17 protein-coding genes are annotated in these 21,809 nt (G+C 59.7%); 12 read left to right on the plus strand and 5 right to left on the minus strand.

Annotated features, from left to right (window positions below):
* Nucleotides 1-59: 59 nt before the first annotated feature.
* The 8 genes from tssE to RHM69_RS20435 all read left to right on the plus strand — a co-directional run bounded on the left by tssE (nucleotide 60) and on the right by RHM69_RS20435 (nucleotide 13,799).
* On the plus strand, nucleotides 60-575 hold the full coding sequence (gene tssE / locus RHM69_RS20400; protein WP_003195563.1) for a type VI secretion system baseplate subunit TssE: 516 nt from the start codon (nucleotides 60-62) through the stop codon (nucleotides 573-575).
* Nucleotides 572-2,431, plus strand: a complete 1,860-nt coding sequence (gene tssF, locus RHM69_RS20405) for a type VI secretion system baseplate subunit TssF (protein WP_020302842.1) — start codon at nucleotides 572-574, stop codon at nucleotides 2,429-2,431. Before tssE ends, tssF begins: the two co-directional genes overlap by 4 nt.
* Nucleotides 2,395-3,438, plus strand: a complete 1,044-nt coding sequence (gene tssG / locus RHM69_RS20410) for a type VI secretion system baseplate subunit TssG (protein WP_038452008.1) — start codon at nucleotides 2,395-2,397, stop codon at nucleotides 3,436-3,438. Before tssF ends, tssG begins: the two co-directional genes overlap by 37 nt.
* Nucleotides 3,431-6,091, plus strand: a complete 2,661-nt coding sequence (tssH, locus tag RHM69_RS20415; protein ID WP_038452010.1) for a type VI secretion system ATPase TssH — start codon at nucleotides 3,431-3,433, stop codon at nucleotides 6,089-6,091. The genes tssG and tssH overlap by 8 nt, the downstream gene beginning before the upstream one ends.
* 156 nt (nucleotides 6,092-6,247) lie before the next feature.
* Nucleotides 6,248-8,194: a type VI secretion system Vgr family protein gene (locus tag RHM69_RS20420; RefSeq protein ID WP_014720503.1), complete on the plus strand. Its 1,947-nt coding sequence runs from the start codon at nucleotides 6,248-6,250 to the stop codon at nucleotides 8,192-8,194.
* Nucleotides 8,195-8,209: 15 nt separating this feature from the next.
* Nucleotides 8,210-8,644, plus strand: coding sequence for a DcrB-related protein (locus tag RHM69_RS20425; protein WP_014720504.1), 435 nt, complete (start codon nucleotides 8,210-8,212; stop codon nucleotides 8,642-8,644).
* 14 nt (nucleotides 8,645-8,658) lie between these two features.
* Entirely contained in the window at nucleotides 8,659-13,041 is a 4,383-nt protein-coding gene (locus RHM69_RS20430) for an RHS repeat-associated core domain-containing protein (protein WP_019818131.1), read from the plus strand.
* Nucleotides 13,038-13,799, plus strand: coding sequence for a pentapeptide repeat-containing protein (locus RHM69_RS20435; RefSeq protein ID WP_175570659.1), 762 nt, complete (start codon nucleotides 13,038-13,040; stop codon nucleotides 13,797-13,799). Before RHM69_RS20430 ends, RHM69_RS20435 begins: the two co-directional genes overlap by 4 nt.
* Nucleotides 13,800-14,021: 222 nt before the next feature.
* Here RHM69_RS20435 and RHM69_RS20440 read toward each other — a convergent pair whose 3' ends face one another.
* From RHM69_RS20440 to RHM69_RS20455, 4 genes are all read right to left on the minus strand, one after another.
* Entirely contained in the window at nucleotides 14,022-15,116 is a 1,095-nt protein-coding gene (locus tag RHM69_RS20440) for a type III secretion effector protein (RefSeq protein ID WP_200599370.1), read from the minus strand.
* A gap of 274 nt (nucleotides 15,117-15,390) precedes the next feature.
* Complete coding sequence (locus RHM69_RS20445; protein WP_003195589.1) at nucleotides 15,391-15,666, minus strand: HU family DNA-binding protein; 276 nt, start codon at nucleotides 15,664-15,666, stop codon at nucleotides 15,391-15,393.
* A gap of 190 nt (nucleotides 15,667-15,856) precedes the next feature.
* Nucleotides 15,857-17,005: an NAD(P)/FAD-dependent oxidoreductase gene (locus tag RHM69_RS20450; RefSeq protein WP_019818134.1), complete on the minus strand. Its 1,149-nt coding sequence runs from the start codon at nucleotides 17,003-17,005 to the stop codon at nucleotides 15,857-15,859.
* 36 nt (nucleotides 17,006-17,041) lie between these two features.
* Nucleotides 17,042-17,209, minus strand: coding sequence for a rubredoxin (locus RHM69_RS20455; RefSeq protein ID WP_014720509.1), 168 nt, complete (start codon nucleotides 17,207-17,209; stop codon nucleotides 17,042-17,044).
* 195 nt (nucleotides 17,210-17,404) lie between these two features.
* Here RHM69_RS20455 and RHM69_RS20460 point away from each other — a divergent pair, with 195 nt between their 5' ends.
* Together RHM69_RS20460 and ubiA are read left to right on the plus strand one after the other, a co-directional pair.
* The gene (locus RHM69_RS20460) at nucleotides 17,405-17,968 is read left to right on the plus strand and encodes a chorismate--pyruvate lyase family protein (protein ID WP_032873328.1); all 564 of its coding nucleotides are present in this window, start codon (nucleotides 17,405-17,407) and stop codon (nucleotides 17,966-17,968) included.
* A complete protein-coding gene (ubiA, locus tag RHM69_RS20465; RefSeq protein ID WP_014720511.1) occupies nucleotides 17,968-18,858 on the plus strand; it encodes a 4-hydroxybenzoate octaprenyltransferase in 891 nt (296 codons plus the stop codon). Before RHM69_RS20460 ends, ubiA begins: the two co-directional genes overlap by 1 nt.
* A gap of 121 nt (nucleotides 18,859-18,979) precedes the next feature.
* Here ubiA and RHM69_RS20470 read toward each other — a convergent pair whose 3' ends face one another.
* On the minus strand, nucleotides 18,980-19,357 hold the full coding sequence (locus RHM69_RS20470) for a hypothetical protein (protein WP_014720512.1): 378 nt from the start codon (nucleotides 19,355-19,357) through the stop codon (nucleotides 18,980-18,982).
* 151 nt (nucleotides 19,358-19,508) lie between these two features.
* Here RHM69_RS20470 and phoB point away from each other — a divergent pair, with 151 nt between their 5' ends.
* Together phoB and phoR are read left to right on the plus strand one after the other, a co-directional pair.
* The gene (gene phoB / locus RHM69_RS20475; RefSeq protein WP_003195617.1) at nucleotides 19,509-20,198 is read left to right on the plus strand and encodes a phosphate regulon transcriptional regulator PhoB; all 690 of its coding nucleotides are present in this window, start codon (nucleotides 19,509-19,511) and stop codon (nucleotides 20,196-20,198) included.
* Between the two features lie 81 nt (nucleotides 20,199-20,279).
* Nucleotides 20,280-21,566 (plus strand): phosphate regulon sensor histidine kinase PhoR, encoded by a 1,287-nt coding sequence (gene phoR, locus RHM69_RS20480; RefSeq protein ID WP_178123077.1) that lies wholly within the window; start codon nucleotides 20,280-20,282, stop codon nucleotides 21,564-21,566.
* Nucleotides 21,567-21,809: the final 243 nt, after the last annotated feature.

A 21,809-nucleotide genomic window follows, 5' to 3' on the forward strand; every position in this document is an offset into this window, starting at 1 on the left:
CGTGGCCCGGTGCCACGGCCATTGTGTCCCTCTCGCAACCCGTCCGTGGAGCTGCTTTGGTGGTAACTGAAATCGCTTCCCGCGACCGTCTGCAACCGTCCCTGCTGGACCGGTTGACCGACGACGACCCGACCAACCCCAAGGAAAGCGCCGACAAACGCGTGCTGTCCCTGACCCAATTGAAGGCCTCGGTGCTGCGTGACCTGGCGTGGTTGCTTAACACCACCTCGTTACTCGATACCGATGCCACGCTGCACACCCCGGCCGGCACTTCGGTGGTCAATTACGGCCTGCCAGCACTGGCGGGCAACAGCGCGTCGAGCGTCGATATCAAAGCCCTGGAAGCCTTGATTTACCAGGCCATCGCCACTTTCGAGCCGCGTATTTTGCGCCACACATTGCGGGTCAAGGCGCGCATGGGCCATGGCGAGATGAATCACAACGCCCTGAGTTTCGAGATTGAAGGCGACCTGTGGGCACAGCCGGTGCCGTTACGTTTGCTGTTGCAGACCGACGTGGACCTGGAGTCCGGCCATGTGCGCGTGCTCAATGCCGACCAGCGGAGACGCCCATGAATCCGCGCCTGCTGGAGCTGTACAACCAGGAACTGCACCACGTGCGCGAAAGCGCCGCCGAGTTCGCCAAGGAATACCCGAAGATCGCCAGTCGGCTGACCCTGTCCGGCATGGACTGCGCCGACCCGTACGTCGAACGTTTGCTTGAAGGCTTCGCCTATCTCACCGCCCGCGTGCAGCTCAAGCTCGACGCCGAGTACCCGACCTTCACCCACAACTTGCTGGAAATCGCCTACCCGCACTACCTGGCACCGACGCCGTCGATGACCGTAGTGCAATTGCAGACCGACCCCGATGAAGGCTCCCTGGCCGGCGGTTTCCCGCTGCCCCGGGACACGGTGCTGCGTGCCGCCCTGGGCCGTGAAACCCAGACCTGCTGCGAGTACCGCACCGCGCACCCGGTGACGCTGTGGCCGTTGCAGGTCAGCAACGCCGAATATTTCGGCAACCCCGCCGCCGTGCTCGGACGCCTGGCCGCCAGCGAACCGAAAGCCAAGGCGGGCCTGCGCCTGACCCTGCGCACCGGTGCCGAGCTGCCGTTCAACAGCCTCGACCTGGATACCTTGCCGCTGTACCTGAGCGGCGCTGATGAACAACCGTTTCGCCTCTACGAACAACTGCTGGGCAATGCCTGCGCGGTGTTTGCGCGCCAGCCCGGTGGCGATTGGGTCGAGCGCCTGCCCCAGGGCGCGTTGCGCTCGCGGGGGTTCGATGATGCCGATGCGGCCATGCCGGTGGTGGCGCGGGCGTTCCAGGGCTATCGCCTGTTGCAGGAGTACTTCGCCCTGCCCCATCGCTTCCTGTTCGTTGAGTTCGCCGAGTTGAGACGCGCGGTCAAGCGGTGTGACGGCCAGGAGCTGGAACTGATCGTGTTGTTCGACCGCCACGAACCGAGCCTGGAAGGCAGTGTCGGCGCGGCGCAGTTCTTGCCGTTCTGCACGCCCGCCATCAACCTGTTCCCCAAGCGCGTGGACCGCATCCACTTGTCCGACCGGGTCAATGAACACCATGTGATCGCCGACCGTACGCGGCCGATGGATTTCGAGATTCACTCCTTGAGCGGCATTACCGGCCATGGCACCGGACCGGAGCAGCCGTTCTTGCCGTTCTACGCAGTGCGCGATCCGTCGCGCTATGGCCGCGACCAGGCGTATTACAGCGTGCGCCGCGAGCCACGGGTGCTGTCCAGCGACCAACGCCGCAATGGCCCACGCTCCACTTATGTGGGCAGTGAAACCTTCGTCAGCCTGGTGGACAGCCGCCAGGCGCCGTATCGCCATGACCTGCGCCAACTGGGCGTGACGGCGCTGTGCACCAACCGGGACCTGCCGCTGTTCATGAGCGTGGGCAACGGCAAGACCGACTTCACCCTGGCCGACAGCGCGCCGGTACTGGCCGTGCGATGCGTCGCCGGGCCAAGCCGCCCGCGTGCCAGCCACGCACATGACGCCAAGGCCTGGCGCCTGATCAGCCAGTTGTCGCTCAACTACCTCTCCTTGAGCGAACAGGGCCAGGGCGCCGGCGCCTTGCGCGAATTGCTGCGCCTGTACGGCGACAGCAATGACGCCGCCCTGCAATTGCAGATCGAAGGCCTGCGCGAAGTCAGCAGCAAGGCGGTGACCCGACGCCTGCCGATGCCTGGCCCGATTGTGTTTGGCCGCGGCCTGGAAATCACCCTGGAGTTCGATGAAAACGCGTTTCGCGGCACCGGCGTGTTCCTGCTCGGTGCAGTGCTGGAGCGCTTCCTGGCACGCTACGTGTCGATCAACAGCTTTACCGAGACGGTGATCCGTACCACCGAACGCGGCGAGATCATGCGATGGAAAGCCAAGCCCGGACGGCGTCCGACCCTGTGAGAACCCTGGACGCGATGCACCAGGAGCCCTGGGAATATGACTTCTTCCAGGCATTGCGGCGCATCGAGTGCGAAACGCCCGAGCTGCCACGCCTGGGCCATTCCCTGCGCCTGGCCGATGATCCGCTGCGCCTGGGGCAGCAGGCCGATTGCATCTTCGCACCCGCCACCCTCGCCTCGGTCGCCCCCGGTGGCGACGGCAAGCCGGCGCGGTTGGAGCAGTTCTTCTTCGGCCTCGGCGGCCCCAACGGGCCGCTGCCGCTGCACATCACCGAGTACGTGCGCGAGCGCCAACGCAACAACGCCGACAGCACCAGCAAGCAGTTCCTGGATGTGTTCCACCATCGCTTGTTGACCCTGTTCTATCGGGCCTGGGCCGAGGCGCGGCCAACGGTCAGCCATGACCGCCCGGACGATGACTACTGGTCCGCCCGCCTCGCCGCCCTGAGTGGCCGCGGGATGCCGAGCCTGCTCAATCAAGGGCTGATCCCCGATACCGCGAAGCTGCATTACAGCGGCCATCTGTCGGCGCAAACCCGTTACCCGGATGGCTTGAAAGCGATCCTCAGCGAGTACTTCGGCCTGCCGGTAGAGATCGAGGAATACGTCGGCCAATGGCTGGAACTGCCCGAACGCAGCCGCGTGGGGGTCAGCGCCAACCAGTTGGGCGTGGACTTCTGCCTGGGCAGCCACGTATGGGACCGCCAGCACAAATTCCGCATCCGCCTGGGCCCGCTCACGCTGGATAACTACATGGGCATGCTGCCCGGCCAACAGCCGTTCAACGAGCTGGTGGCGTGGGTGGCCGAGTACCTGGGCCATGAATTGGACTGGGACTTGAACCTGGTTTTGCAACAACCCGAAGTACCGGCGCTGCAACTCAACGGCCAGTTCCGCCTGGGCTTCAACACCTGGCTCGGCCAACCTGCGCATGACGCCAACGACCTAATCCTGGCCCGGCATTACGCCGACCACGCCACCACCTCAAGGAATCCAGAGCATGGGTGAAATCAGTCGCGCCGCACTGTTCGGCAAACTCAACAGCGTGGCCTACAAAGCCATCGAAGCCGCCACCGTGTTCTGCAAATTACGGGGCAATCCGTATGTGGAACTGGCCCACTGGTTTCACCAGTTGCTGCAACTGCAGGACTCGGACCTGCACCGCATCATCCGTCAGTTCAACGTGGAGCCGGCGCGCCTGGCCCGCGACCTCACCGAAGCCCTGGATCGCCTGCCGCGTGGCTCGACGTCGATCACCGACCTGTCCTCCCATGTGGAAGAAGCCGTGGAACGCGGCTGGGTGTATGGCAGCCTGATGTTCGGTGAAAGCCAGGTTCGCACCGGTTATCTGGTGCTGGGCATCTTGAAGACACCGAGCCTGCGCCATGCGCTGCTGGGCCTGTCCGGCGAGTTCGACAAGATCAAGGCCGAGGCCTTGAGCGAGCGCTTTGACGAATACGTCGGTGACTCGCCGGAAAATGCCTTGAGCGCCAGCGACGGTTTCAATGCCGGTGTGCCAGGCGAGGCCAGCGGTGCCATGGCGCCCAGCGCGCTGGGCAAGCAGGAAGCGCTCAAGCGTTTCACTGTGGACCTGACCGAACAGGCCCGCAGCGGCAAGCTCGACCCAATCGTGGGCCGTGACGAGGAGATTCGCCAACTGGTGGACATCCTCATGCGTCGGCGCCAGAACAACCCGATCCTCACCGGTGAAGCCGGGGTGGGCAAGACCGCCGTGGTCGAAGGTTTCGCCCTGCGCATCGTCGCCGGTGACGTGCCGCCCGCCTTGAAAGACGTGGAGCTGCGCAGCCTCGACGTGGGCTTGCTGCAAGCCGGCGCCAGCATGAAAGGCGAGTTCGAACAGCGCCTGCGCCAGGTCATCGAAGACGTGCAGGCCTCGCCCAAGCCGATCATCCTGTTTATCGACGAAGCCCATACCCTGGTGGGTGCCGGTGGCGCTGCCGGCACCGGTGACGCAGCCAACCTGCTCAAGCCTGCCCTGGCCCGTGGCACCTTGCGTACCGTGGCTGCCACCACCTGGGCCGAGTACAAAAAGCACATCGAGAAAGACCCGGCCCTGACCCGCCGCTTCCAAGTGGTACAGGTTGCCGAACCGTCGGAAGACAAGGCCCTGCTGATGATGCGCGGCGTGGCTTCCACCATGGAAAAACACCATCAGGTGCAGATCCTCGACGAAGCTCTGGAAGCCTCAGTGAAGCTCTCCCACCGCTACATTCCGGCGCGCCAGTTGCCGGACAAATCCGTGAGCCTGCTCGACACCGCCTGCGCCCGCGTCGCCATCAGCTTGCACGCGGTACCCGCGGAAGTGGACGACAGCCGTCGGCGTATCGAGGCCCTGGAAACCGAGTTGCAAATCATCGCCCGTGAGCATGCGATCGGCATTGCCATTGGTGCGCGTCAAACCAATAGCGAAGCGCTGCTGACCGCCGAGCGTGAGCGTCTGGCCACGCTGGAAAGCCGCTGGGCTGAAGAGAAAGCCTTGGTGGATGAACTGCTCGCCACCCGGGCAACCTTGCGCGAGAAAGCCGGTGTGGTGGACAGCGGCAACGATGAGTTGCGTGCGCAATTGGTCGACCTGCAACAGCGCCTCACCGCCCTGCAAGGCGAAACCCCGTTGATCCTGCCGACCGTGGATTATCAGGCCGTGGCCTCGGTGGTCGCCGACTGGACCGGCATCCCGGTGGGCCGCATGGCGCGCAATGAGCTGGAGACTGTGCTCAACCTCGACCAGCACCTGAAGAAACGCATCATCGGCCAGAACCATGCCCTGCAGATGATCGCCAAGCGCATCCAGACCTCCCGCGCCGGCCTCGACAACCCGAGCAAGCCGATTGGCGTGTTCATGCTGGCCGGCACCTCGGGTGTGGGCAAGACCGAAACCGCCCTGGCCCTGGCCGAAGCCATGTATGGCGGTGAGCAGAACGTCATCACCATCAACATGAGCGAGTTCCAGGAAGCCCACACCGTGTCCACGCTCAAGGGCGCACCTCCGGGCTATATCGGCTACGGCGAAGGCGGTGTGCTGACCGAAGCGGTACGGCGCAAACCCTACAGCGTGGTGCTGCTCGATGAGGTGGAGAAAGCTCACCCGGACGTGCACGAGATTTTCTTCCAGGTGTTCGACAAGGGCGTGATGGAGGACGGCGAGGGCCGGGTGATCGACTTCAAGAACACCCTGATCCTGCTGACCACCAATGCCGGGACAGAGCTGATATCACAGGTGTGCAAAGACCCGGCGAACATCCCCGAGCCCGAGGAAATCGCCAAGGCCCTGCGCCAGCCACTGCTGGAGATTTTCCCGCCGGCCTTGCTCGGTCGCCTGGTGACCATCCCTTACTACCCGCTGAGCGACGAGATGCTCAAAGCGATCACGCGCCTGCAACTGAACCGAATCAAGAAGCGCGTGGAGAACACCCATAAAGTCGCGTTCGAGTATGACGACGCAGTGGTCGACCTGATCGTCTCGCGCTGCACCGAGACCGAAAGCGGCGGGCGCATGATCGACACCATCCTGACCAACAGCCTGCTGCCGGACATGAGCCGCGAGTTCCTCACGCGCATGTTGGAAGGCAAGGCACTGGCGGGGGTGCGGATCAGTAGTCGGGATAATGAACTGCACTACGACTTCAGCGACACCGAATAACTATTGTTGGAATACGGTCAGTGTGGGAGCTGGCTTGCCTGCGATAGCGGTCTGACATTCAGCATTGATGTTGACTGATCCACCGCTATCGCAGGCAAGCCAGCTCCCACAGTTGATCCGGTTCCGTCAGTGATGACGGTATTTACGGGACTACCGATGCTATTCAACCAAGCCTCACGCCTGGCCAAGATCAACAGCCCCCTCGGGCCGGATGTGCTGCTGCTCAACGAAATGGGCGGCGGTGAAGAGTTGGGCCGGCTGTTCAACTATGAGCTGCAACTGACGTCCCTGGACGCCAACATCGACCTGAACCAATTGCTGGGTAAACCGATGAGCGTCGGCCTGCAACTGGCGGACGGCGGCGAGCGGCATTTCCACGGGATCGTTGCCCGGTGCAGCCAGAACATCGACAAAGGCCAGTTCGCCAGTTACCAAGTCACCCTGCGCCCTTGGCTGTGGTTGCTCAGCCGCACCTCCGACTGCCGGATTTTCCAGAACCTGAGCATCCCGCAGATCATCAAGCAGGTGTTCCGTGACCTGGGTTTTTCCGACTTTGAAGACGCCCTCAGCCGGCCGTATCGCGAGTGGGAGTACTGCGTGCAGTACCGCGAGACCAGCTTCGATTTCGTCAGCCGACTGATGGAACAGGAAGGCATCTACTACTTCTTCCGCCATGAACAGGACCGCCATGTGCTGGTGCTGGCCGACGCCTATGGCGCCCACACCAGCGTGCCCGGCTACGCGTCGATCCCCTACTACCCCAAGGACGAGCAGCAGCGCGAACGCGACCATATGCACAATTGGCACCTGGCGCAGGAGGTGCAGCCGGGCTCGCTGGAGCTGAACGACTACGACTTCCAGCGCCCCAGCGCGAGCATCGACGTGCGCTCGGCCATGCCGCGCCCGCACACCGCCGGCGACTACCCGCTGTACGACTACCCCGGTACCTACGTGCAAAGCGCCGACGGCGAACACTATGCGCGCACCCGCATCGAGGCCCTGCAAACCCTGCATGAACAGATTGAGTTCAGCGGCAATGCGCGCGGGCTGGGCTCGGGCCATCTGTTCAGCCTCACCGGTTTCAGTCGCCAGGACCAGAACCGCGAGTACCTGATCGTCGGTTGCCGCTACTTCATCGTGCAAGAAAGCCTGGAAAGCGGTGGCGGTTCAGGCTCGGCGCAGTTTGAAAGCAGCCTGACCTGCATCGACGCCCAACAGAGTTTCCGCCCGCTGGCCAATACTCACCGCCCCATCGTCAAAGGCCCGCAGACCGCCTTGGTGGTAGGCCCCAAGGGCGAGGAGATCTGGACCGACCAGTACGGCCGCGTGAAGGTGCATTTCTACTGGGACCGCCACGACCAATCCAACGAGAACAGCTCGTGCTGGATTCGTGTGTCGCAATCCTGGGCCGGCAAGAACTGGGGCTCGATGCAGATTCCGCGCATCGGCCAAGAGGTGATCGTCAGCTTCCTCGAAGGCGACCCCGACCGACCGATCATCACCGGGCGGGTCTACAACGCTGAGCAGACGGTGCCCTACGACTTGCCGGAGAACGCCACCCAGAGCGGCATGAAAAGTCGCTCCAGCAAAGGCGGCACGCCGGCCAACTTCAATGAAATCCGCATGGAGGACAAGAAGGGCTTGGAGCAGTTGTATATCCATGCCGAGCGTAACCAGGACATCGTGGTGGAGGTGGATGAAAGCCACTCGGTGGGGCATGACCGCAACAAGAATATTGGGCATAACGAGACGGTGACCATTGGCAGTAACCGCCTGCGGGTTGTGCGCAATAACGACACGGTGATCGTGGGCGGTGCCAAGTCCGACAGCGCCGCCACGAGTTACACCATCGAGGCCGGCGAGAGTCTTCGCCTGGTGTGCGGCGACAGCGTGATTGAGCTCAAGGCTGGCGGCGACATCAACCTGACCTGTGGCTCGTTCAACCTGTTTTCCACCGGCAGCAGCAAGATCCAGACGAAGGGCAAGCTGGACATCAACCTGGGCAGCGACAAAGGCACTTCGCCGGGTGCCCAGGGCGTGCAAAGCACGATCAAGTCCGCCGTCGAGTCAAAATTCCCCGGTAAGCCCGGTGCTGGTCAATAACGAGATTTTGTCACCATGAACTACCTGATCAACGAAGCCCAATTCACCCTTCCCGACGCCGAGGTACAGGACACCTCCATCAATATCCTCAAGTTCGCCAAGCTGGGCACCACCCTGGTGGTGAGCCGCAGCCCGTTGGCGGACGGCGAAAGCCTGCAAAGCAATTTTGAAGGCCAGCTGAAAAAACTCGAGCAGCAGGTCAAAGATCTGCGCTATAGCCCTGCACAAGCGGTCAAGGTCGGCCCAGCGCAGGACATCGATGCGTTTGAAGTGCAGAACCACTTCAACAAAGGCAGCGACAACATTTACCAGTATCAGCTGGCGATGCAGATACCTGGCACCCGCAATCTGATTGCCCTGAGCTACGTCAAGACCCAGCCCCTGGGCCCTGCCGAAGCGGCACACTGGGCAACGCTGAAAAACACACTCCACTTCCTCGCCACGCCCTGAGTCGAGTCTGAGCAATGAGTGAGGATCTTTGGGCGGCCCGCGAAGGCGACGCACTGCTGCACACCTCGGTGATGGCCGATATTCTCGGCGGCGTGCTGGAAGTGGCCGCCTATGCGGCGCTCACCACCGTGGGCTGCCTGGCCGTTGCCGGGGCGGTGTTCCTCGCGACGGGTGCAACCATCGCCACCGGCGGTGTAGCCCTGGTGTTGGTGGTGGGCGCGGTCGTCGGTATTACCGCTGGCCTCACGGGGGCGGACTTGAAGATATCCAGTTGGTGCGAGTCCGCCGCCAACTGGGTGTTCCCGCCGGTGATCGATGCCTTCATCACCAGCGGTTCGCACAACGTGTTCATCAATGGCAAAAAGGCCGCCCGCGCCGCAGGCAAGATGACGGCTGTACCGGTCGCGCCCAGCGAGCCGGCAGCGCCGAGCTTCCTGGATATGGCCGGGGAGTTTTTCTCGCAGATGTGGCGCCCGACCGTCGCCTCGCCCGCCCCCGGCACCGAGCCGTGCCCGCTGGACACCGTGGCTTGCAACAAGCATCCGCCCATGCCCCTGCAGTTTATTGCCGAAGGTTCCAGCTCGGTGTTCATCAACGGGCAGCCTGCGGCACGCAGCGGTGATCGCAGTACCTGTGACGCCAAGATTGGGACGGCTGAGGGCCTGATTTCGCCGGATGTGCGCATTGGTGGTGAGACCATTGTGGTGCAGGAGATTCGTAGCGGGAAAACGCCGGGGGTGGGGCTGGCGATTACTGCCTTGTTGATGCTACGCGGCAATGTGAAGTGCTTTTGGAGCAAACTGCCCTGCCTGTTCGGCAGTGTGGTGGTAGGGGCTGGAGTCTCCTATGGCACCAGCAAAATAACCTCTGCGCTCAAGAGCGCCATGAACGGCTCCCCCAACCCCGTGCACAGTGCGACCGGCGCTAAGATTCTAGGTGATGAGGATGAACTGGATTTCGTGCTTCCTGGGCTGTTTCCCATCGATTGGCAGCGTTTCTACAGCAGCCTCGACGCACGGACCGACGGTCTCTTTGGGGCGGGCTGGAGCGTTGCCTATGAGGTATCGGTCGAGATCGATAAAGACGAAAACTTGTTTTATATCGATGAACAGGGAAGGCGCTTGGAGATCGGTTACATCCCTGCGTCCGGCGGAGCATTCGACCCAGTCGAAGGTCTTGCGGTCAGGCGCAGTGGTGACGCAGCGGTCTTGATCGAGAGTACCGACGGCCTGTATCGGCTGTTCGAACTCGACCCGCAGAACCACTCTCGAATGCGCCTGCAACTGCTAGGTGATCGCAATGAAGGGCGGATCTTCCTTGATTACGATGCCCAAGGACGGCTGTGCCGCCTGCGCGACACCCATGACTTGATGCACGTCGACCTAAGCTACACCGCAGAGCATCCTGGGCGTGTAAGCCATATCGAACGCCGTTACCTGCGCCAAGACCATTTCGATGGGCGCTGCGACGTGCTCGTCAGCTATCGCTATGACAGCAACGGCGATCTTGCCGAAGTCTTGGACGCCCAGGGCACGACCCTTCGCAGCTTTGCCTACGACAGCGGCAGGCGCATGACCGTGCACCGATTGCCGAGTGGCATGCGCTGCTTCTACCAATGGGCTCAAGTACCTGGCCCAGACGGCTCGGAATGGCGCGTCAGTCGGCACTGGACAGATGCGGGTGATGAATACACCTTCGACTACGACTTGGATGCGGGCATTACGCGCGTCACCGACGGGTTGAGGCGCGTCAGCACTCGGCATTGGAATCCGCAGTTCCAGATCACTCGCTACATCGATAACCTCGGCCATACGTGGCAGTTTGAATGGAGCGAAGATCGCCAACTGCTCGGTGCGATTGACCCGCAAAACGGCCAGTGGCGTTTCAACTATGACGCGTGCGGCAACCTGAGCGCCGTCATCGATCCACTGTCCAGAACCAGCAGCACGCAGTGGCTGGCGCATTGGGCATTGCCCGAGGTGGAAACCGATACTGCGGGCCACAGCTGGCATTATCGCTACGACCAGCGTGGTAACTGCATCGAGGAAATCAACCCCCTGGGCAACCGTACGCGCTATGTCTATGACGGTTTCGGCCAGCCGGTACGCATCATCGATGCGACCGAAAAAACCAGAACATTGCATTGGAACGAATGGAGCCAACTGGTCGAAGAAGTGGACTGCTCGGGTTATCCCACTCGCTATCAGTACGACGCCTTCGGCAATTTGGTGGTGCAGACCAATGCCGAGGGTGAATCGGTGCGCTATCGGTACGGTCCTCAGGGGCTACTACTGGAATGCCAGCTTCCAGATGGCCGCGTCGAACTGTTCCAGCGCAGCGCAAATGGTTATCTGACTGCCCACGTTGACCCTGCCGGCAGCACCACACGCTATGACTATGACGTTCGTGGCTTGGTCAAACAACGCCGGGATGCGCATAACCGTTCGGTGATGTTCGATCATGATGCCTACGGACGACTCCGCAAGCTGACCAACGAGAATGGCGAGAGCTATCGCTTTGAGTGGGACGCAGCCGACCGCATGGTGCAGCAGCAGGATCTGGATCAAAGCCGACGCTGCTACACCTACGATTCACTGGACGATATTGTTGCCGTGGACTATCTACCGGGAACAGAGGGCGAGCCGGTAGCGCCGTTGTCGCACCAGTTTCAGCGCGATCCTGTTGGCCGCCTGGTCAGTAAAACCACCGCGGACGGCACCACGGTCTATGAACACGACCTGAACGACCAGTTGGTCGGTGTCACCTTCACCGCCCTTGATGGCCGCCAGCAGCTACTCGGTTTCAGCTATGACGCGCTGGGGCAACTGCTTGAGGAGCAAAGCTCGGCAGGGTCTGTGCAGCATCGTTACGACGAGCTGGGAAACCTGGTTCAAACCGGCTTGCCCGACGGTCGATGGTTGAACAGGCTGTACTACGGTAGCGGCCACCTGCATCAGTTGAACATCGATGGAAAAGTCATCAGCGACTTTGAGCGTGATCGCTTGCATCGCGAAGTACAGCGTACCCAGGGCCAACTCAAAACGAGTACCGCATACGACCGAAGTGGCAGGGTTCGCTCACGACAGCGTCGCAGCATTGACCAGCCTTGGCAGTTGCCTCCCCTGGTCGAGACGGACTATAGCTTCGACCCCAGTGACAACCTGATCGGGCGACGTCGTATAAACCACCAACATGATCATCAAGAACATCTGGGTTACGACAGCACCGACCGAATCCTTTTAAGCCACCAAGTTGGCTGGACCGAAACATACGCCTATGACGCTGCGGCCAATCTGCTGGACCGCCCAAATCAAGGTGGTCTCATACGACATAATCGCCTGCTCGTCTATCAAGACATACGGTATGCCTATGATGCTTTAGGAAGAATGATCGAAAAACGCAGCTCTGCTCGTGGCTTGCAGCGCTTTGCCTACGATGCGGAAAGCCGGCTGGTTGAAGTGCGAAATGAGAGCGGCCACGTGGTCAGGATGACCTATGACCCCCTAGGGCGGCGGATCGAAAAAACCGAACATGATTACAATGGCCGCCCGTTGGGCCAGACGAGTTTCACCTGGGATGGTTTACGTCTGTTGCAGGAGTTCAAACACAGCCAGACCAGTCTGTATCTATACGAAGGTGAAAGCTACGTGCCCCTGGCCAGGATTGACGGCATCGGCCCACTGCAAAAAACCCGCTACTACCACAATGATCTTAACGGACTGCCGGAGCGACTGACCGAGGCCGATGGGCAAATTACCTGGCGTGCGACTTATCAGGTGTGGGGCAATACCTTGGAAGAGGTGCGGGAGCCACATTACATTGAAGAGCAAAATCTACGATTCCAAGGGCAGTATCTGGATCGGGAGACGGGGCTGCATTTTAATACATTCCGGTTTTATGATCCCGACGTGGGGCGTTTTACAACGCCGGACCCTGTCGGGCTAGCAGGAGGTTTTAACCTTTATCAGTATTCTCCTAACCCCTCGGGATGGATCGATCCGTTGGGATGGGCACCGTGCGGCTCAACCACTGCTAAGCTTCAAGCGCATGCCAATGCAGCGAAGAAGGCTGTCTACAGTAACCCCCAAAGGTCATTGACCCCGAGGCAAAGAGCAGCGGTGAAACGAGCCTATGATAGAGGCGATCTCGGACAAGCACGTTCTCGCTATCGCAGGTATGTAGGGCAGAGAATTGATGCAAACTTCAAAACCAGAGTAAAAAATGATCCATCATTGGGACACCTGGAGGTATCGAAATCAGGGCAGCGTCTTCCCGATGTGTATGAAACTAAAACTAAAACCTGGTGGGACCTCACGACTAAGGCTGATTGGAAAAGAGGCACGCATCAGCGGCGTTATGGGGACTGGGGCAATGGTTATGAAGGAATATTATGGTGAATAACAAAATGCCATCATTCGTACTGTCAGGCATACAGCAGGACGGGCTTGTGTTACCTAAAAAAACGCGTTTTGAAAAAGAACGTGTTATCGATTGTAAATTAAAAGATGCGAAGCTCTCCGATCCGATTTTCGATCAGTGTATATTGGAAAGCTGCAGCTTTGAGAAAAGTGATTTTTCCGGTTCAAGATTTTTCAATAAGACCTTATTAGCCCATTGTCACTTCAAGACGGTTGACTTTCAGGCTTCAGGCTTCAGCAACAGCAAATTTGAGAACTGCACTTTCATAAAGTGCAACTTTCGAGAAGCGTCTTTGAAAGATTGCGAATTCAGCAACTGCATATTTACCCAGTGCAAGATCATTGACAACTCGTTCAATGCCAGCAAAATAAAAAACCTCAAGTTTTCGGGAAGATTACAAGAGGTAAGTTTCATATCCGAACCGCCCAACACCCCCCTTCTTGTTGATTTTGAATTGTGCAAACTGGATTGGGTAACGTTTACAGACTGTGATCTTGAGCAGATCATTCCCCCTGCAGATCCCCAGCACATTTTTTTCAAAGACGTGTCTGTTCGCGCCCGCAAAGCGCTCGCATTGATTATCTCTGAGCCAGAAAACCCGATCAATAAGTTATTGAAACGCCGTCTGCAAAAGCTCACAACGCAACGAGGCGCACTCTTCAATATCAAGAATCTTGAAGAGTACGAAGGGCCGGAATTCACCAAACAATTTATCGAGTTTCTTCAGGGCACTTAAAAACAGAGGGGCAATCCTGAATTAAAAGTTCTGATGATCGGAGCCAAAATTAATGACAGGACGCTAAAAATGGGCAGATCACTCAGATCAAAGTCGACACAAAAGTCAGATAAACCTGTCACCTTCATTGGTGCTCTTGCCCATAAAAAGAGACAACGTTATTTAAGCCAATAACGCTCGTCGCATTGCCTGCCCACTTGTTAAATAAACACCATATCTCCCTTACACGCCTGGTGTTTTCTGCGATCTCTGATTCTGAACAATCTTCAATAAATTGATCATTTCATTTATGTGTTGCTGACGTTTTTCAATATTGTCCATACGAGATTCTTCAGTCGGCGCCACTGATGATTCGGCCGCTTCGTACGGTTCGTAAAGAAGTTTGAAACGTTTAGCGAGCTCCGGCATTTGCTCTTCGATTGCATCCATCGACGCCTCAAGGTTCTTCAGGCGCCCATCTGTGTCCTTAGGCGCTTGATCGCTCGGCTGCACCGCATTTGCTTCTGCTCCTAAGTTGAGAAAAATAAACAGGTTGGCCGTTGCCTCATTTTTTATTTCAGCACCGGTGAGGCGAGCCTCCATTTTTTGCTCTTTCGTCGCGGCAGGGTCTACGGTTCCAATCGTGCCATCTGCATTCTGTACTGGCGCTCCTGGCATCTGACTTTGCGCTGTAAATTTATTCTGGAAGTAGTTAGACGTGAATTGCTGGCCGACAGTGAAGGGGCTGCTGATTATGTTGTTTGCACTGGCCGTTATAAAAGCATTACGCACACTGGCCGCTACTGATGGAGGGGCCGGCGGCAAGTTCTGTGGCTGACTCACAATGTTTTGCGCGGTGCTCACTACACCACTCGGAGTGTTCGGCACAGCCGTTGGTTTTGTTGGAGTAGGTGTGATTGGCTTAGGCTTCACAGTTGGCTTAGGCGTTACCGTTGGCTTAGGCTTCACAGTTGGCTTAGGTGTGGACACGGCAGGGGAAGATCCACCATTAGTTCCGCCAGTTCTAGGTTTGCCTGGAGTGTGAGGTTTGCCTGGAGCGCCAGGTTTGAATTTAAGATCTTCGGGGGCAGGAAGGTCTAATTGATCGGGTCCCAAATTATTAGCAATCGCAGCACCCATTTGCCTTTTTTTAGCAGCGATCTCCTCCGGGGTCGCTGCTATGCATTTAAATACCTGCTCGTCCGCGCCACTCGAAACGCCCTCAACGTTAGCGGTGGCTGCTCCGGCAGCACCCGACGCCGACGGAGCCTTCGCTTCTACTTTTTTCTCGTGGGGTAATTGGACAGGTGGAACAAAAGGCAGATCAAGAACTTTCATATATACACCTCTAAATGAGTTTAGAGAGCGCTCCCTGCAGTCTCGCGCTATATGTGTCCTGTCGTTTGGATGTAGTTCCACACTGAGTCAATATAGAAACTCTATAACATCGATTCGATCAATGGCTACTGTACTCACTTATATCTACGCAAGAGGCAACGTCTGTTGTGGTGGCAAAAATGCTTCTCTCGCACAATAAAAATGGGCACCCGACCCAGTCGGCGTGCCCATTTTCTTTACCGCCCCGCCTCCCTTCGAGACGGTACCGCTTAACTTACGGGTTGACGCTGTCTTTGAGCGACTTGCCCGGCTTGAACGCTACCGTGTTGCTCGCCTTGATTTTCACTGGCTCACCGGTTTGCGGGTTTTTGCCGGTGCGGGCGCCGCGGTGGCGTTGCAGGAAAGTGCCGAAGCCGACCAGGGTGACGCTGTCCTTGCGGTGCAGGGCGCCGGTGATTTCTTCGAGGACGGCATTGAGGACGCGGTTGGCCTGTTCTTTGGTGAGATCGGCTTTTTCAGCGATGGCGGCTGCGAGATCTGGTTTACGCATATGTGAAGCCTCTTTGACGGTTTTTTGTTGTTATGTCCGTGCTGCTCTCTGGTGGAGCAGCGCCAAGGCGCCGCAGGCTCTACTCTGCGGCAGACGGGAGTGAGGATGGCACGCCCTCGGGCGCCGCGCCAGTCTCGCGGCGGCCTTTCTACGGGTATGAACGTGATGTTTGCGACAGAACGGGTGGTATTTACGCCAGTAACGGCGGAAGTTCTTTGTTCAGCGCCAGTTTTTCCATGACAGCGCTGCCGGTCAGTGCATAACCCAGCAGACGGCCGCTGGCATCGCGGCACAGGGCCTTGATGTCGGCACCCTGCCCTTCGACGCTCCAGACGCCTTCGGTGCCTCGTGGCGCAGGTGATACCACCAGCGGGCAGACCGGGGTTTTCACGGTGATGGGCATCGGCCCATAGCTCACCGCCGTGGCATTGCCAGCCAAGGTTTGTGCCAGGGCGCGAGCGCAGCTCATCAGCGGCATCACGTACAACAGGTTCAGGCCATCGACCTCGGCGCAGTCGCCCAAGGCGTAGATATTAGCGTGGGAGGTCTTGAGGTGACGGTCCACCATGATTCCGCGGTTGATTTGCAGGCCAGCGGCTGCGGCCAGGTCTACGCGTGGGCGCAGGCCGATGGCGGACACCACCAGGTCACAGTGGATCACTTCGCCGTCCGAGAGGTGCGCTTCAAGGCCATCAGCGGCGCGTTGCAGGCGATTGAGCACCGGGCCCAGGTGAAAGCGCGCGCCGATGCCTTCGAGCCCGGCTTGCACCGCGGCGGCCGCCGCCGGGTGAAGCAGGGTCGGCATGACTTGCTCACAGGGCGCGACCAGGTCGATTTCATAGCCGCCCAGGATCAGGTCGTTGGCAAATTCGCAGCCGATCAGGCCGGCGCCGAGCAGCAGCACGCGCCGTTTGCCAGCAGCAGCGGCACGAAAGCGTGCGTAGTCTTCCAGGTCGTTGATCGGGAAAATCAAATCAGCCGCATCGCCTTCGACCGGTACGCGCACGGTTTCTGCGCCCCAGGCCAGGACCAGGTCGCGATAGGTCACCGCTTCCTCGCCGATCCACAGACGCTTGTGGCCTGGGTCGATGCCGCTGATACGCGTATGGGTGCGCACCTGGGCCTTGAGCTGCTCGGCCATGGCGCCGGGTTCGGCCATGCTCAGGCCATCGGCTTCCTTGTTCTTGCCAAAGCCGGTGGAGAGCATGGGCTTGGAGTAGGAGCGTCCGTCATCGGCAGTGATCAGCAGCAATGGGGTCTCGCTGTCGAGCTTGCGAAACTCCCGGGCGACGTTGTAACCGGCCAATCCTGTGCCGATGATCACGACAGGTGCGTTCATTCCTTTCTCCTTGTAGTACGTTTCTTAAATTCGGGATTACGCGATTTCGATCATTTCGAAGTCCGACTTACCCACGCCGCAGTCCGGGCACAGCCAGTCTTCCGGGACGTCCTGCCACAGAGTGCCTGGTGCAATACCGTCATCCGGCCAGCCGTCCGCTTCGTTGTAAATAAGGCCACAGACGATACATTGCCACTTCTTCATTACGTGCTTCCTCAGGTTCAGGCGTGTTGGCCGGCGGTCGATGGATCCAGCGTTGCCGCGCGGCTCAGGGCGTTTTGTACTGATCGGGGCCGGCAGATGCAAGCACGTTCGACGCAAACGGCCGGTTTGGCGCGGCAAAAGTTCAGGGTGCCATGGTAAGCTCGCCGCCTCTTTTGCTGCCAATACTGACTCACCGTGCCGCACTCAATCGCCCTTCCCGATGCTTGCCAATGGCTGACCCAGAGCCTTCTGAGCCCCTTGCCCACGCCCTTGACCCTCAACTGGCTGTTTGACGAAGGCTCGCTGACGCGACGGCTGACGTGGCTGTCCAACGAGGGTTTCAGCGTGACGCCGCTGTTCGAAGGCTGGCAACCGTTGCGCGATGATGAATGCGCCGCCCTGGACCTGCCGCCGGCCAGTATCGGCTGGGTACGCGAGGTGTATTTGCGCGGGCACGGCCTGCCTTGGGTGTTCGCCCGCAGCGTGGCGGCCCGCAGTGCTTTGCAGGGCGATGGCCTGCACATGGACGAGCTGGGCAGCCGTTCGCTGGGCGAGTTGCTGTTCTGCGACCGCGCCTTCACCCGCCAGGCCATTGAAGTGTGTCACTACCCTCGTGCCTGGCTGCCGACAGCGGACCAGGCCGATAATCTGTGGGCACGCCGCTCGCGCTTCGACCGCGGAGCGCTGAGCGTGCTGGTGGCGGAAGTCTTTTTGCCAGGTTTCTGGCGCGCGTTGCACGATCATCCGGAGAACTGCTGATGTACCAACGTCTGCTCAAGTCCTTGAACCGCCTGAACCCCAGGGCCTGGGATTTCATTCAGTTGACGCGCATGGACAAGCCCATCGGCATCTACCTGCTGCTGTGGCCGACGCTGTGGGCCCTGTGGATCGCCGGCAAGGGTTCGCCGTCGCTGATCAATATCGTGATTTTCGTGCTGGGCGTGGTGCTCACCCGGGCCGGCGGCTGCGTGATCAACGACTGGGCCGACCGCAAGGTCGATGGCCATGTGAAACGCACCGAGCAACGCCCGCTGGTGAGCGGCAAGATCAGTTCGAAAGAAGCGCTGGTGTTTTTTGCCGTGCTGATGGGCATCAGTTTCCTGCTGGTGCTGCTGACCAACGCCAGCACCATCCTGCTCTCCCTGGGCGGCCTGGCTCTGGCGGCGAGCTACCCGTTCATGAAGCGCTACACCTATTACCCCCAAGTGGTGCTGGGCGCAGCGTTTTCCTGGGGCATGCCGATGGCGTTTACCGCCGAGACCGGCCATTTGCCTGCCACCGCGTGGCTGCTGTACATCGCCAACCTGTTGTGGACGGTGGGCTACGACACCTATTACGCCATGACCGACCGCGATGACGACTTGAAGATCGGGGTGAAATCCACCGCCATTCTGTTCGGTGACGCTGACCGCGTGATCATCCTCACCCTGCAAGGCCTGGCGCTGGCATGCCTGTTGCTGGCCGGCGCGCGGTTCGAGTTGGGCGGGTGGTTCCACCTGGGGTTGCTGGCGGCAGCGGGCTGCTTTGTCTGGGAGTTCTGGTACACGCGTGACAGGGACCGCATGAAGTGCTTCAAGGCGTTCTTGCATAACCACTGGGCGGGGTTGGCGATTTTTGTCGGGATCGTGGTGGATTACGCGGTTCGCTGAGGATTCTGTGGTGGCTGTTGGGACGCCATCGCAGGCAAGCCAGCTCCCACATTTTGACTGTATTCGCAGATCAAAAAATTGGGAGGGGCTTGCCCCCGATGGATTCAGCAGCGCCGCAGACTTAAGGCTTGATGATGTGCCAGACGCTACCCTTGCCATCACCGGTCTTGTCACCGGCTTTCTTGTCGTCCTTGTAGGTGTAGACAGGCTTGCCTTTGTAGGCCCACTGGCTGGTCTGGTCGTCGCGGGTGATCACCGTCCAATCGCCGGTCTTGGTGTCAGTGGACTCTGCCTTCAGCGGTGGCCAGTTGGTCGCGCACTGGTCCTTGCACACTGATTTGCCATCAGCGTCCTTGTCGAAGGTATAGAGCGTCATCCCCTTGTGATCCACTAACATCCCGTCTTGGGTCATCGCCGGCTCTGCCGCAAACGCCAGGCCTGGCAGCGTCAACACCGCAGATACCAGCAGGGCTTTCCAGGAAACAGTGCTGTAAGTCATCGGAACCTTCCTTTGTGGTTGTCAGGATTCGGACCCAAAGGGTAGTCCAGAGTGCCGTTAATTGCCCAAGCGACTAAATTACTGTCACACGACTGCAATAATTCCGTTATCTAATGCGGCGCAAGACAGTTAAATGACAAGAGGATTGAGCATGGTTGGCAGGAGCATTCTGATCGTTGACGACGAAGCGCCCATTCGCGAAATGATCGCCGTCGCGTTGGAAATGGCCGGCTATGACTGCCTGGAGGCGGAGAACTCCCAGCAGGCCCACGCCATTATCGTCGACCGCAAGCCGGACCTGATCCTGCTCGACTGGATGCTGCCCGGCACCTCAGGCATCGAGTTGGCCCGCCGTCTCAAGCGTGACGAGCTGACCGGGGATATCCCGATCATCATGCTCACCGCCAAGGGCGAAGAGGACAACAAGATCCAGGGCCTGGAAGTCGGCGCCGATGACTACATCACCAAGCCGTTCTCTCCACGGGAACTGGTGGCGCGCCTCAAAGCCGTGCTGCGCCGCGCCGGCCCGACCGATGGCGAAGCGCCTATCGAAGTCGACGGCTTGATCCTGGACCCGATCAGCCACCGCGTGACCATCGACGGCAAGCCTGCCGAGATGGGACCGACCGAATACCGCCTGCTGCAGTTCTTCATGACCCACCAGGAGCGTGCCTACACCCGTGGCCAACTGCTCGACCAGGTATGGGGCGGCAACGTCTATGTGGAAGAGCGCACTGTGGATGTGCATATCCGCCGCCTGCGCAAAGCCTTGGGCGATGCGTACGAGAATCTGGTACAAACCGTGCGCGGCACCGGCTATCGGTTTTCTACCAAAGGCTGAGCCAGTCCCTTCCTCCCTTAACAGCTGACAAGGACGCATGTTTAAGTGAACCAGAACTGGCACGGCACCCTGATCCGCCACATGCTTCTGTTGATCACTGCCTGCCTGCTGGTCGGGCTGATCAGTGGCTATTACGGCTGGAGCCTGGCCGCCGGCATCGCGTTGTACCTGGGCTGGACCCTCAAACAATTGCTGCGCCTGCATGAATGGCTGCGCCAGCACAAACCCGACGAAGCACCGCCCGATGGCTACGGCCTGTGGGGCGAGGTGTTCGACAGCATCTACCACCTGCAACGCCGCGACCAACGGGTACGCGGGCGCCTGCAAGCGGTGATCGACCGGGTGCAGGAGTCCACCGCCGCACTCAAGGACGCGGTGATCATGCTCGACAGCGACGGCAACCTCGAATGGTGGAACCGCGCCGCCGAGACCCTGCTGGGCCTCAAGACCCCTCAGGACAGCGGCCAGCCGGTAACCAACCTGGTACGCCACCCGCGCTTCAAGGAGTACTTCGAGCAGGACAACTACGAAGAAGCCCTGGAAATCCCCTCGCCCACCAACGACCGCGTGCGCATCCAGCTGTACCTGACCCGCTACGGCAACAACGAACACTTGATGCTGGTACGTGACGTGACCCGTATCCACCAGCTGGAACAGATGCGCAAGGACTTCGTCGCCAACGTCTCCCACGAGTTGCGCACGCCCTTGACGGTGATCTGCGGCTACCTGGAGACGTTGCTGGACAATGTCGATGAGATCAACCCGCGCTGGAGCCGCGCCCTGCAGCAGATGCAGCAACAAGGCTCACGCATGCAAACCCTGCTCAACGACCTGCTGTTGCTGGCCAAGCTTGAAGCCACGGACTACCCCTCGGATAACCACCCCGTGGCGGTGCAGAGCCTGTTGCAGACGATCAAGAACGATGCCCAGGCGCTCTCAGGCGAACGCGGGCAGCAGATCACGCTGGAGGCCGACCCAACCGTATTGCTCAAGGGCAGTGAAGGCGAACTACGCAGCGCCTTCTCCAACCTGGTGTTCAACGCGGTGAAGTACACCCAGGACAAGGGCAATATCCGCATTCGCTGGTGGGCCGACGAGCATGGCGCACACCTGAGTGTGCAGGACTCGGGTATCGGTATCGACGCCAAGCACCTGCCGCGCCTGACCGAGCGCTTCTACCGTGTCGATTCCAGCCGTAACTCCAATACCGGCGGCACCGGGCTGGGCCTGGCCATCGTCAAGCATGTGCTGCTGCGCCATCGGGCCCGCCTGGAAATCAGCAGCGTGCTGGGGCATGGCAGTACCTTTACCTGCCATTTTCCGCCGGCGCAGGTAAACCGTTCGCGAGCGGTCGAGGCCGATGATTAAGTGGAAGTGAGCACGGCCCACTGTGGGAGCTGGCTTGCCTGCGATGGCGGCGGGTCAGCCAAATTATCGGTAGCAGGCAGACCGCCATCGCAGGCAAGCCAGCTCCCACACGGGTTCTGCGACACGACTTTGCAGCCCCGCCCGGCAGCGGGCACTAGGCAAGCGCCCCGTCAGCCGCTACATTGGCCGACTTGTGCCTGCCTTTCAGGCCCACCTGTCACCCCTTATTGAACACACGGAACC

This window comes from Pseudomonas sp. CCI1.1 (genome assembly GCF_034348165.1).
GTDB lineage: Bacteria > Pseudomonadota > Gammaproteobacteria > Pseudomonadales > Pseudomonadaceae > Aquipseudomonas > Aquipseudomonas paracarnis.

Bases quoted from the DNA above. Each gene is read 5' to 3' on its own strand.
- tssF (WP_020302842.1), top strand. From the start codon at position 572: ATGAATCCGCGCCTGCTGGAGCTGTACAACCAGGAACTGCACCACGTG.
- tssG (WP_038452008.1), top strand. From the start codon at position 2,395: ATGGAAAGCCAAGCCCGGACGGCGTCCGACCCTGTGAGAACCCTGGAC.
- tssH (WP_038452010.1), top strand. From the start codon at position 3,431: ATGGGTGAAATCAGTCGCGCCGCACTGTTCGGCAAACTCAACAGCGTG.
- RHM69_RS20420 (WP_014720503.1), top strand. From the start codon at position 6,248: ATGCTATTCAACCAAGCCTCACGCCTGGCCAAGATCAACAGCCCCCTC.
- RHM69_RS20425 (WP_014720504.1), top strand. From the start codon at position 8,210: ATGAACTACCTGATCAACGAAGCCCAATTCACCCTTCCCGACGCCGAG.
- RHM69_RS20430 (WP_019818131.1), top strand. From the start codon at position 8,659: ATGAGTGAGGATCTTTGGGCGGCCCGCGAAGGCGACGCACTGCTGCAC.
- RHM69_RS20440 (WP_200599370.1), bottom strand. From the start codon at position 15,116: ATGAAAGTTCTTGATCTGCCTTTTGTTCCACCTGTCCAATTACCCCAC.
- RHM69_RS20445 (WP_003195589.1), bottom strand. From the start codon at position 15,666: ATGCGTAAACCAGATCTCGCAGCCGCCATCGCTGAAAAAGCCGATCTC.
- RHM69_RS20450 (WP_019818134.1), bottom strand. From the start codon at position 17,005: ATGAACGCACCTGTCGTGATCATCGGCACAGGATTGGCCGGTTACAAC.
- RHM69_RS20455 (WP_014720509.1), bottom strand. From the start codon at position 17,209: ATGAAGAAGTGGCAATGTATCGTCTGTGGCCTTATTTACAACGAAGCG.
- ubiA (WP_014720511.1), top strand. From the start codon at position 17,968: ATGTACCAACGTCTGCTCAAGTCCTTGAACCGCCTGAACCCCAGGGCC.
- RHM69_RS20470 (WP_014720512.1), bottom strand. From the start codon at position 19,357: ATGACTTACAGCACTGTTTCCTGGAAAGCCCTGCTGGTATCTGCGGTG.
- phoB (WP_003195617.1), top strand. From the start codon at position 19,509: ATGGTTGGCAGGAGCATTCTGATCGTTGACGACGAAGCGCCCATTCGC.
- phoR (WP_178123077.1), top strand. From the start codon at position 20,280: ATGCTTCTGTTGATCACTGCCTGCCTGCTGGTCGGGCTGATCAGTGGC.